The organism is Methylocapsa sp. S129 (assembly GCF_009765995.1).
Taxonomy (GTDB): Bacteria; Pseudomonadota; Alphaproteobacteria; order Rhizobiales; family Beijerinckiaceae; genus Roseiarcus.
Genome location: NZ_LMUI01000019.1, coordinates 120,093 through 130,682, shown reverse-complemented (window position 1 = coordinate 130,682; position 10,590 = coordinate 120,093). Strand labels below are relative to the sequence as shown.

Annotated in this window: 10 protein-coding genes and 2 tRNA genes; 4 read left to right on the top strand and 8 right to left on the bottom strand. The window is 61.8% G+C overall.

Features of this window, described 5'->3' with window-relative positions:
- Nucleotides 1–212: 212 nt before the first annotated feature.
- A complete protein-coding gene (gene tpiA / locus GSQ90_RS12180) occupies nucleotides 213–971 on the bottom strand; it encodes a triose-phosphate isomerase (RefSeq protein WP_158815106.1) in 759 nt (252 codons plus the stop codon).
- Between the two features lie 152 nt (nucleotides 972–1,123).
- Between tpiA and GSQ90_RS12175 the strand changes: the two genes are divergently transcribed.
- Nucleotides 1,124–3,016, top strand: coding sequence for a SurA N-terminal domain-containing protein (locus tag GSQ90_RS12175; RefSeq protein WP_158815105.1), 1,893 nt, complete (start codon nucleotides 1,124–1,126; stop codon nucleotides 3,014–3,016).
- Between the two features lie 39 nt (nucleotides 3,017–3,055).
- Nucleotides 3,056–4,543: an anthranilate synthase component I gene (gene trpE / locus GSQ90_RS12170; RefSeq protein ID WP_246731574.1), complete on the top strand. Its 1,488-nt coding sequence runs from the start codon at nucleotides 3,056–3,058 to the stop codon at nucleotides 4,541–4,543.
- A 39-nt stretch (nucleotides 4,544–4,582) separates the two neighbouring features.
- Here trpE and GSQ90_RS12165 read toward each other — a convergent pair whose 3' ends face one another.
- Nucleotides 4,583–5,596, bottom strand: a complete 1,014-nt coding sequence (locus GSQ90_RS12165; protein WP_158815103.1) for an amino acid ABC transporter substrate-binding protein — start codon at nucleotides 5,594–5,596, stop codon at nucleotides 4,583–4,585.
- Between the two features lie 415 nt (nucleotides 5,597–6,011).
- Here GSQ90_RS12165 and metC point away from each other — a divergent pair, with 415 nt between their 5' ends.
- Both metC and GSQ90_RS12155 read left to right on the top strand, forming a co-directional pair.
- Nucleotides 6,012–7,208 (top strand): cystathionine beta-lyase, encoded by a 1,197-nt coding sequence (gene metC, locus GSQ90_RS12160; protein WP_158815102.1) that lies wholly within the window; start codon nucleotides 6,012–6,014, stop codon nucleotides 7,206–7,208.
- Nucleotides 7,209–7,330: 122 nt separating this feature from the next.
- On the top strand, nucleotides 7,331–7,828 hold the full coding sequence (locus tag GSQ90_RS12155) for a hypothetical protein (protein WP_158815101.1): 498 nt from the start codon (nucleotides 7,331–7,333) through the stop codon (nucleotides 7,826–7,828).
- Nucleotides 7,829–7,958: 130 nt separating this feature from the next.
- On the opposite strand, the gene GSQ90_RS12150 is transcribed toward GSQ90_RS12155, so the two are convergent.
- The 6 genes from GSQ90_RS12150 to GSQ90_RS12125 all read right to left on the bottom strand — a co-directional run bounded on the left by GSQ90_RS12150 (nucleotide 7,959) and on the right by GSQ90_RS12125 (nucleotide 10,590).
- Nucleotides 7,959–8,405, bottom strand: coding sequence for a DUF6481 family protein (locus GSQ90_RS12150; RefSeq protein WP_246731555.1), 447 nt, complete (start codon nucleotides 8,403–8,405; stop codon nucleotides 7,959–7,961).
- A 259-nt stretch (nucleotides 8,406–8,664) separates the two neighbouring features.
- Complete coding sequence (locus GSQ90_RS12145; protein WP_158815100.1) at nucleotides 8,665–8,943, bottom strand: hypothetical protein; 279 nt, start codon at nucleotides 8,941–8,943, stop codon at nucleotides 8,665–8,667.
- 177 nt (nucleotides 8,944–9,120) lie between these two features.
- Nucleotides 9,121–9,197 (bottom strand) — tRNA-Arg (locus GSQ90_RS12140).
- A gap of 22 nt (nucleotides 9,198–9,219) precedes the next feature.
- Entirely contained in the window at nucleotides 9,220–9,522 is a 303-nt protein-coding gene (locus GSQ90_RS12135) for an ETC complex I subunit (protein ID WP_158815099.1), read from the bottom strand.
- A 97-nt stretch (nucleotides 9,523–9,619) separates the two neighbouring features.
- Nucleotides 9,620–9,696: transfer RNA gene (locus tag GSQ90_RS12130), tRNA-Pro, on the bottom strand.
- A 111-nt stretch (nucleotides 9,697–9,807) separates the two neighbouring features.
- Nucleotides 9,808–10,590, bottom strand: a complete 783-nt coding sequence (locus GSQ90_RS12125; RefSeq protein ID WP_246731573.1) for a glycosyltransferase family 2 protein — start codon at nucleotides 10,588–10,590, stop codon at nucleotides 9,808–9,810.

The window sequence follows — 10,590 nt, the reverse complement described above, 5'->3', positions numbered from 1 at the left end:
CGAGCGTTGCAAAAGCACGACCGCCACCAAGGCGATCACGATCAGAAGGTGAATGACGATAAGGACGGTCTGCATTTTCTAGCCCTGAATATTCCGACGGCGCTCGAAGCGCCGCCCTATAAGTTGGGCGGCTCCTAGCATGGCGCAAGGGGCGCGTCCACGCTCCCGCGGCGGGACGGGTCGCGTCATTTAGGCTCGCGGGACAGCGGAAGCTAAGCGTAAATTCCCGCAATGCCCATAAAGTCGTTCGCCTTCAGGCTTGCGCCGCCGACCAGCGCCCCGTCGACATTGGGCAGGCCGAGCAATTCCCTTGCATTGGACGGCTTGACGGAGCCGCCATAGAGAATGCGCACGCGCACGCCGGCCTCGCCGTAGATTTCGCCAAGCAAGGCGCGGATCGACGCATGCATGTCGGCGACATCGCTGGCGGTCGGGGTCAGGCCGGTGCCGATCGCCCAGACCGGTTCGTAGGCGACCACCAGATTGGCCGGCGTCGCGGCTGGCGGCAGCGAGCCCCGGATTTGCCCGGAAACGACGCTGACCGCCTCGCCGGCTTCCCGCTCGGCCTTGGTTTCGCCAACGCATATGATCGCGGCGAGACCCGCCTCGTTCGCCGCCTCCGCTTTGGATCGCACCAGGGCGTCGCTTTCGCCATATCCCGCGCGCCGCTCGGAATGGCCGACAATGACGTAAGAGGCGCCCGCGTCCTTGAGCATGGCGGCGGAAATATCGCCGGTATAGGCGCCGCCCGCTTTGGGGTGACAATCTTGCGCGCCGAGCGCGATGGGGCCGCCTTGCAGCACGGCGGCCGCGCTGATGATGAGCGTCGCGGGCGGACAGACGATGATTTCGGCGTCGCCGGCCTGGCGCCCCTCCACCGCCCGGCGCATCGCCACGATTTCTTCGAGCCCTGCTTTGAGGCCGTTCATTTTCCAATTGCCCGCCACGAGCGGACGCGGATCGCGTGACATTTTTAAGCCTCCCTGGCCCCATACAGAGGCTTTCACGCCGATTATCACCCCGGGCGCGCCTATGCAAAGGCGCGCGACGCCGCTAGATAGGGCGCGCGCGGGCGACCGCGCCAGGGTTATTCAAGGGCCGGAACTCAAAGGACAAACGGGCGATGCTCGATCGTATGCGCGCAGCCACGCAAGGTTTCATCGGCAGGGCGATCATGACCATCGTGCTTGGCCTGATTGTGGTCGCCTTCGCGGTATTTGGCATTGGCGACGTTTTTCGCGGCTTCGGATCGAACAAGATCGCCAGCGTCGGCGGCGCGCCGATCGCACCAGATGATTTTCGCAACGCTTACCAGGCGATCATGCAGCAATATCAGCGCCAGGCGAAGACGGGCCTGACCAACGCCCAGGCCCATGCGATGGGCCTCGACGTGCAGACTCTGGGGCGACTGATCGCTGACAAGGCGCTCGATGTGCAGGCTCATTCGCTCGGCCTCGCCATATCGGACGAGACGATCGCCGACGCCATCCGCAACGATCCCCGCCTGAAAGATGCGTCGGGCGCGTTCAGCGCGGATCGTTTCGAAGGCGTTTTGCGCGATGCGGGCTTAAGCGAACGCGGTTTCATCGCCGAACAGCGCAACACCGATTTGCGCCAGCAGATCGGCGTCTCGCTCGTCAATGGCGTGACGGCGCCGAAGGCGCTGGTCGAGGCGCTGGCCCGTTTCGATACGCAAAGCCGCAATGTCGACTATCTCACCCTGCCGCCGGCCGCCGCCGGCGATATCGCGCCGCCGACGCCGGACGCGTTGCAGAGCTTTTTCGACGCCCGCAAGGAAAGCTATCGGGCGCCGGAATATCGCGCCGTCAACATCCTCGCGGTCACGCCCACGAGCCTCGCCAAGCCCGGCGAAGTGACGGATGAAGATGCGCGCGCGCTTTACGACAAGGTGAAGGACGCAAGGTTCGGCGCGCCCGAAAAGCGCAAACTGCAGCAGATCGTTTTCCCCAATGAGGCCGAAGCCAACGAGGCGCTCGCCAAGATCAAGGCGGGAACCAGCTTTGACGATATCGCCAAGGCGCGCAATCTCACCGACAAGGACATCGATCTTGGCGATGTGACGCGATTGGGCGTTTTCGACAAAGCTATCGCGGACGCAGGTTTCGCTCTGGCGCCCGATTCCGTCAGCGATGTCGTAAAAGGCCAGTTCGGCCCGGCGATCATCCGCGTGACGCAGATCACGCCCGCCAACCTCAAGCCTTATGACGAAGTCGCCGCCCAATTGAAGCAGGAGATCGCGGTGGAGCGCGCCGCGAACGATGCGCTGAACGTCCATGACAAGATCGAGGACGCGCGGGTGTCGGGCAAGTCTCTGGGCGAGGCGGGCAAAACCGTCGGCGTCGAAGAGCGCGCCATCGCCGCCATTGACGCCAACGGCCTCGACAAGAACGGCGTGGCTGTCGAAGGTTTGGATGAAAAGGCTGCCTTGTTGCACGCGATCTTCGCCTCTGACGTAGGCGTCGACGACCAGCCGTTGGCGACCAAGGATCGCGGTTTCGTCTGGTTCGAAGTGACCAAGGTCGAGCCGCCGCGGGCGCGGAGCCTGGATGAGGTCAAGGACCAGGCGACCAAGCAATGGCGAGACGACCAGGTCGCCAAGGCTTTGTCCGCCAAATCAGCCGATATGGTGCAAAAGCTCAATGCGGGGGCGACGCTGGCGAGTCTGGCCGAAGCGGAGAAGCTTGAGACGAAAAGCGCGACGGACATCCATCGGCGCGGCGGCGGCGGGCTCGATGAAAGCGTCGTGGCCGCGATATTCAACACCTCCTCCGCCGGCGCCGGCTCGGCTGCGACCCCGGCGGGACGCGTCGTCTTCAAGGTCACCGCCGATTCAACGCCGCCGATCGACCCGGCGGATCCGAAGGTCAAGGCCCTGCAAAGCAGCGTCAACGAGGGACTGACCGACGACCTCGTCAGCCAATATATCGCCGAATTGCAGCGTCAGCTTGGCGTCGTCATCAACGACAACGCCTTGCAAGCCGCCGAGGGCAGCTAAACAAACATGATCGCCGCCCAGGATTTCGAAAAATTTTCGATGGACTATGAAAGCGGGCGCGCCGGCGTCCGAGTCATGACGCTCGTCGCGGATCTGGAGACGCCGGTCTCCGCCTATCTGAAACTCGCCGCGGGCCGGGCGGGCAATATGTTCCTGCTTGAATCGATCGAAGGCGGGGCGCAGCGCGGCCGCTATTCGATGATCGGCCTCGATCCTGACATCGTCTGGCGCTCCACGGGGGGGCAATCGCAGATCAACCGTCGCGCATTGCACGATGGCGGCGCCTTTGTCCCCTGCCCCGACAAACCACTGGACGCCTTGCGCGCATTGCTGGCGGAATCGCGCATCGACATTCCCGCCGGCCTGCCGCCGATGGCGGCCGGAATATTCGGTTATCTCGGTTATGACATGGTGCGCCATATGGAGCGCCTGGCGCCGGCCAAGCCCGATCCGATCGGCGTGCCCGAAGCGGTGATGATCCGCCCGACAATCATGGTGGTTTTCGACGGCGTTCGCGACGAAATCTCGGTCGTCACGCCGGTCCGCCCGTCAAGCGGCGTGTCGGCGAGAGCCGCCTTTGAGAGCGCGCAAGCGCGGCTGGAGACGATCGTCGCCGTGCTCGAAGGTCCGCTGGCTCATGTCCCGCCGCCGGTCGATCCGACCCTGATGGCGGGCGAGGCCAAATCCAATACGAGCGAAGCCGAATTCAACGCGATGGTCGTCAAGGCCAAGGAATATATCGTGGCGGGCGATGTCTTTCAGGTCGTGCTGTCGCAGCGCTTCACCAGCCGCTTCGATCTGCCCGCCTTCTCGCTCTATCGGGCGCTGCGGCGCGTCAATCCTTCGCCCTATCTTTGCTATCTCGACTTCGGCGGCTTCCAGATCGTCGTTTCGAGTCCGGAAATCCTGGTGCGGGTCAGCGGCGGCAAAGTGACGATCCGCCCCATCGCCGGCACCCGCTGGCGCGGCAAGACGCCGGATGAGGACGAGCGCCTCGCCGCTGATTTGCTGGCCGATCCGAAGGAGCGCGCGGAACATTTGATGCTGCTGGATCTCGGCCGCAACGATGTCGGCCGCGTCGCCAAGATCGGCAGCGTGAAGGTCACCGACAGTTTCTTTGTCGAGCGCTACAGCCACGTCATGCATATCGTCTCGAATGTCGAAGGCGACATCGAAGGCAAGCACGACAATCTGGCGGCGCTCGCCGCCGGCTTTCCCGCCGGCACTGTCTCGGGCGCGCCAAAAGTGCGCGCGATGGAGATCATCGACGAATTGGAAAAGGACAAGCGCGGCATCTATGCTGGCTGCATCGGCTATTTCGGCGCGTCCGGCGACATGGACACCTGCATCGTCCTGCGCGCTTCCGTCGTCAAGGACGGCCAGATGCATGTCCAGGCGGGCGCCGGCATCGTCTACGATTCCGAGCCTGCCTATGAGGGCCGCGAATGCGTCAACAAGGCGCAGGCGTTGTTTCGCGCTGCTGAGGAAGCGGTGCGGTTTGCTACGAGCGCAAGGCGCGGGCAGTAGCGCGAATGCGCTACGCCTTCGCAGGCGGCTGACGCCTCCTCACCTTATCGGCGGCGCATATTGCAGGCCGCCCTTACTCCACAGCGCGTTGAGCCCGCGCTTGATCTTGATCGGCGAGCCGTCGCCGAGATTGCGGTCGAAGGATTCGCCGTAATTGCCGACCGCCTTGATGATGCGATAGGCCCAGTCGTTGGTCAGGCCCAGCCCCTTGCCGAAATCGCCCTCGAGCCCGAGAAGCCGACGGATTTCGGGATTATCCGACTTCAATTTGTCGTCGACATTGGCTTTGGTGACGCCGTCCTCTTCGGCGGTGATCAGCGCGTAATGCGTCCATTGCACGATCTGGAACCATTGCACGTCGTCCTTGCGCACCGAGGGCCCGAGCGGCTCCTTGGAGATGATCTCCGGCAGAACCATGTGATCGTCGGGCGCCGTCAGTTTCAGGCGTTCCGCATAGAGGCCGGAGGCGTCGGTGGTGTAGGCGTCGCAACGCCCCGAATCATAGGCCTTCACGGTCTCGTCGTCGGTGGCGAAAGACACGGGCTCGAACTTCATATTATGCGCGCGAAAGAAATCGGCCAGGTTCAGTTCGGTCGACGTCCCCTGCTGGATACAGACCGAAGCGCCGTCGAGTTTTAACGCGGAATCGACGCCGAGCTTCTTGCGCACCATGAAGCCCTGGCCGTCGTAATAATTGATTCCGGTGAAAAACATGCCGCCGGTTTCGCGCGACATCGTCCAGGTCGTATTGCGGATCAGCACGTCGATCTCGCCCGAAGCCAGGATCGTCGGGCGATCCTTGGCGTTGATCGGCAGGAATTTGACCTTATTAGGATCGTTGAAGATCGCCGCGGCGAGCGCGCGGCATTCGTCAATGTCGAGGCCTTTCCAGACGCCCTGATCGTCGGGCAGCGCAAAACCGGCAAGCCCGATGTTGGAGCCGCAGATCAACGATCCGCGCGCCTTGATCTGATCGAGCGTGCCGGCGTCGGCGGCAAACGCGCTCGCGCAAACCAACGCGGCGCCGGCGAACAAGGACATCAATGGCTTCATCGCTTGAACTCCCCAGAGATAACGAGGCGATCCTATGTCGAAGGCGCGGGCGGCGGAAGGGCTCTGCCTTGCAATCGTGCGGCGCGCTGAATCATATCGAGTTTAGTACCGCGAAACGGGCGATATCAGAGGTTTGCAAGCCGGTTTAGTTTCGCGCCGCCTTTTGCCGCGCTTCTGTTGGTCGCTTGTCTCGCATGAAGTCCTCGCGCCAGGCGCCCGAGAATCTTATTCTGTAAAATAGAATTTGTCGAGAGATTGTTCTTTGAAAAAGAACGCCCCGCCCGCAGGTCGCTGCCTCACCGCCCGTAGATCGCCGCCCGTCTCGCATGGCGGTCTCTTCACGATATTGTTTCCCGGTTGACGGGCGCTTGCGCGCTCTTCACTTTGCCGCGGCCTGGCGTGGAGACCGAATGAAATGACCAAATTGACTCCGGAGGCCAAGAAAAAGCTCCGTTCGCGCTCGCGTCTCGTGCACCTCGGCCGCGATTCCGAAGCGAACCATGGTTTTATCAATTATCCCGCCTATCGCGGCTCGACCGTGCTGTTTCCCGACGTCGAGACGATGAAGAAGCGCAATCAGCGCTATACCTACGGTACCCATGGCACGCCGACCACCGACGCTTTATGCGAAGCCTGGAGCGAGATTTCCGGCGCCGCCGGAACGGTGCTGGTCCCTTCGGGTCTTTTCGCCATTATCGCCGCGCTGACGACCGCTCTCAGCGCGGGCGATCATCTGCTGATGACCGACGCCGCCTATCAACCGGCGCGCATCTATTGCGACACGATCCTCAAGCGGATGGGCGTCGAGACGACTTATTACGACCCCGCGATTGGCGCTGGAGTCGGGGCGCTGATGCGACCCAACACACGCGCGATATTCGTCGAGGCGCCCGGATCGCAATCTCTCGACATGCAGGACATCCCCGCCATAGCGGCGGTCGCGCGCGAGAAGGGCGTCTGCGTCATCATGGACAATACCTGGGCGACGCCTCTGTTCTTCTCGCCGCACGCGCATGGCGTCGATCTGGCTGTCGAGGCCGGCACGAAATATCTGTCCGGCCATTCGGACCTGCTTCTTGGTCTCGTATCCGCCAATGCCGCCTGGTTTCCGCGCCTCCATAAAATGGTCGATTCGCTGGCTGTTCAACCCGGCCCCGAGGACGTCTATCTCGCGCTGCGCGGCTTGCGCACGATGGAATTGCGCCTGCGTGAAGCCGAACGTCAGGCGCTCGCCCTCGCCCATTGGCTCAAAGGGCGCGCCGAGGTGAAAAGAATCGTCCATCCCGCTCTGCCCGATTATCCCGGCCATGAAATCTGGAAGCGCGATTTCACGGGATCGTCGGGGCTGTTCAGCATCGTGCTGAATCCGGTCTCCGATCGGGCCGTCGCGGCAATGCTGGACGGACTCGAATTGTTCGGCATGGGCTATTCCTGGGGCGGTTTCGAAAGCCTCGTCATCCCCTTCGATTGCACGAAATATCGCACCGCGACGCAATGGGCGCCAGGCGGCCCGACCCTGCGCTTTTCGGTCGGCCTCGAAGATATCGAGGACTTGAAGGAGGATCTCGATCGCGGTTTTGCGCGGTTGCGAAAAGCCTCCGACGAACCCTAGGTTTTGATTGCGCGAAAAGGCGCCAGCGACGCGATTTGGGGCTCGACTTCAAGCAATAATTCCAGGATGCTCGCAGCGATTGCCGCTGGGGGCGATCAACCCCATGACCGACGGAGACCGCCATGAAGCGCCACGCCATTTTTGCCTTGCTCGCCCTATGCCTGGGGCCGTCGCTGGCGATTGCCGGCACGTTTCCAGTCCCCGCGGAAAATCCGATCGCGACAGTGAGCATCCCCGACACCTGGGGTCCCAATGCTTACGACGGCGGCGTCGAAGGAACCTCCGCCGATGGCAAGCTCTATGTCGCCTTCGAATCGGTCGATGCGGCGGACGTGAAGTCGGCGACGGAGGAAGGCCTCAAATATTTCATCAAGAACGGGGTGACGATCGACCCCGACAGCATGAAAACCAAAGATATCAAGATCAACAACCTTGCCGCCTTTGACCTCGCTTTTACGGGCAAAGACAAAGACGGTCCCGCGAACATCAGCCTGACGCTGGTCCAGACCAATGCGAAGGGCAAGTTCCTGCTGCTGTATTATTGGGGATCGAGCGAGGGCGAAAAGGCCAATGGCGCGGAACTGAAAGCCATCTCTGACAGCATTCAGGCGACCAAGTAAGCGGACGTCCGCCTCCACGAGACGCCCCGCAGAAGGCGCTTCGAGGCCCGGTCCGTTTCGGCGGCTCCGGGCTTATTTCAGCCGCATTCGAAAATTGATTTGCCCGGCTCGCGTTGGGCCGGGCGACCGCTCAACGGTAGCGCTGAATTTCGCTCTTGCGCTGGTTCTTGCGCGCCTTGCGTGCGGCGTAGCGGGCGTCGCGCTCCAGCTTGCGCTCGGCTTCAAGCGCTTCCTCGCGCGCGACCTTTTCGGCATGGGCGATTTCTCGCGCGATGGCCTCGGCCTTCAAAGCTTCCTGTCTGGCGATTTCTTCAGCGGCCAATTTAGCCAATCGCTCGGCCTCGGCGGCTTCTTTCTGCACCTGACGCTGCGCGGCCCGAAGCTCGCGCGCTTCGACGATAGCCCGGCGCTTGGCTTCGCGTTCGATGATGGCGGGATCGTTGGGGTCGTATTTCGGTCTGGCCAGAAATTTTTCCGCTTGGGCTTTTCTGGCGTTCGCTGCGGCAGTCTGTCGATCTAGAAAGCTGTTTCCGTTAAAAATAGACATCTCATTCCGTTGTAATGGTGGTGGGAGCAAGCTCTTGCCACAGACCCATGTTGTCGGCAACACACACCGCTGCATTGCAGCAATGCGATCCCCGAAATTTGAACACTTTCAAGCGAGGCGCCGCCGCGGCGGCGACAAGCCATGGAAGTGTGCGGCAGGCTCAACAATGGAGGCGAAAAGAGCGCCTAACGCCCGGTTTGCGCCTGTTGACGGCCGCCGGAGATTACGCCGGCGGCCATTGTTCATTGAGGATTACGATCGGGCCGACGATTCGGCCGCCATCGCGCCCTCAATAATTGCAGTGGAGATGGCCCCAATAGCCGCGCCAGCAATGAGGTCCGCCGTAGCCCCAACCTGGACCCCAGCCGCCGCCCCAACGGTGCCAGCCGCCGTGCCAACCGCCGCCCCAACCGTGATGCCACCACACTTTCTCGATTTGCGCGGAAGCGACGGGTTGTTCGAGCGAAGGCGACGCCAGGGTGAACGCCGACGCGGGGCTCATCGAGAGCGCCAGCATTGCAGCGCCGGCGAGCGCCGCCAGAGAAGAAGTCGCGAAGTTACGGGACATGGTTTATTCCTCCATAGTTGCCCATACCGGGACATATCATCATGGCTCACCTGAACGGAGGATGAAGCGCCGGCCCGCCCATTCACGGTCGCGGCCGACAAAAAAAGCTCGCGCGGCGCCCTTGGGCCCACGCGCTATTAAAAACCCTCGAATATTCGTGTAAACGATTGTTTTTGCTGGCGACTCCGGCAGGGCTCGAACCTGCGACCTGCCGCTTAGAAGGCGGCTGCTCTATCCAGCTGAGCTACGGAGCCCTGACGCCGCGGGCCGTTAAGGCTAATGCGACCACGGAACGGCGCGATTCGTCTTGAAGTTGTCGGAATAGGAAACGACCTTGCGGATCGCTTCCTTTGGCTCCTCCACGCGATAGGCGATTCCATTGCGCTGCGCATAGGCGATCGCGTCTTCTTTGGCGTCGAAGCGCAATTTTATCTGCGCCTTCATATCGGTTGAACTGGTCCAGCCCATCAGCGGCTCGATCTGGCGCGGCGTTTCCGGCTCATATTCCAGCAGCCATTTGTCCTTGGCCTGGCCCGATTGCATGGCGTTGCGGGTGGGGCGATAGATTCGTGCGGTCATGTCTGCCGTCGCGCTCGCGTGTGAGGAATGCCGATCTTCGTTTTATCGCATCGTTTTGTCTAAAAAATCTGCAATTTTTTTGGGAACCTAGCTTCATTGGTCGGGGCAGCAGGATTCGAACCTGCGACCTGAAGTACCCAAAACTTCCGCGCTACCGGGCTGCGCTATACCCCGACTAACCGAGCGTGGCTAACATGGGCGACTGGCGCGGACAACCCCAAGGCTGCGCGCCACCCGCTTCCTTCAGGCCGCCCACGTCCGTCGAAGCGTGCCGCGACGCCCAGCTTATTTCCCTTCTTGCGGGCGCTTCTCGGCCATCAAGGCGATGCGAATGAACCGGCTGAAGGCGCCCACCATTCCGTAAACAAATCCATCAAGCCCGGCGAGAAAGTATCGGCGCAAGAAATAATATTTCAGGAAGGCGATCGGAAATTCGAACGGCAGCCGCAACGCCAATCCAAGGCGCAAACGCGGACGCTGCGTGTCGGCGGCGAGTTGACCCACGAATAGCGCTTTCGACACCGCATGATTCAGATTTCTCAGGCTGAAATGCCACAAGGGATTTTTCAATCGCACCGGCTTGTCGGCGGCCGAAATCTCCAACTGGTCCCAATTGGGATTGAGGCCGGTGCGCGCGATGCGGCGATCGTAGATGAGAATCTGCTCGTGGCAGAACGGCCAGGGCGGCGGCTTGTCGTGATGGGGGAACACGACGGCTTTGCGAACGATCATCAACCGTGGCGGCGCTCCCCGCAAAAACACGCCGCGGATTTCCGCGACGATTGCATCGGTGAGGACCTCATCCGCATCCAGCGAGAAAATAAAATCATGGCTGCATTTGTCTTCGCCAAATCGACGCTGTGGACCAAATCCGGGCCATGGATTGTTGATGACGATCGCGCCAAAAGATCGCGCGATCGCGACGGTGTCGTCTTTTGAGTCTGCGTCGATAATAACGATTTCCGCGCCCAGCGGCTGGACCGCCTGCAAAGTGCGCGCGAGACGATCCGCCTCGTTCAGCGTGCGGATCAATACGCTCAGGCCAATCGGCGGCGGCGCGGCCGACAC

What these genes read in the sequence shown, in the direction of transcription:
- GSQ90_RS12145 (WP_158815100.1), bottom strand. Translation starts at nt 8,943, where the DNA reads ATGTCCCGTAACTTCGCGACTTCTTCTCTGGCGGCGCTCGCCGGCGCT.
- GSQ90_RS12155 (WP_158815101.1), top strand. Translation starts at nt 7,331, where the DNA reads ATGAAGCGCCACGCCATTTTTGCCTTGCTCGCCCTATGCCTGGGGCCG.
- GSQ90_RS12165 (WP_158815103.1), bottom strand. Translation starts at nt 5,596, where the DNA reads ATGAAGCCATTGATGTCCTTGTTCGCCGGCGCCGCGTTGGTTTGCGCG.
- metC (WP_158815102.1), top strand. Translation starts at nt 6,012, where the DNA reads ATGACCAAATTGACTCCGGAGGCCAAGAAAAAGCTCCGTTCGCGCTCG.
- trpE (WP_246731574.1), top strand. Translation starts at nt 3,056, where the DNA reads ATGGACTATGAAAGCGGGCGCGCCGGCGTCCGAGTCATGACGCTCGTC.
- GSQ90_RS12175 (WP_158815105.1), top strand. Translation starts at nt 1,124, where the DNA reads ATGCTCGATCGTATGCGCGCAGCCACGCAAGGTTTCATCGGCAGGGCG.
- GSQ90_RS12135 (WP_158815099.1), bottom strand. Translation starts at nt 9,522, where the DNA reads ATGACCGCACGAATCTATCGCCCCACCCGCAACGCCATGCAATCGGGC.
- tpiA (WP_158815106.1), bottom strand. Translation starts at nt 971, where the DNA reads ATGTCACGCGATCCGCGTCCGCTCGTGGCGGGCAATTGGAAAATGAAC.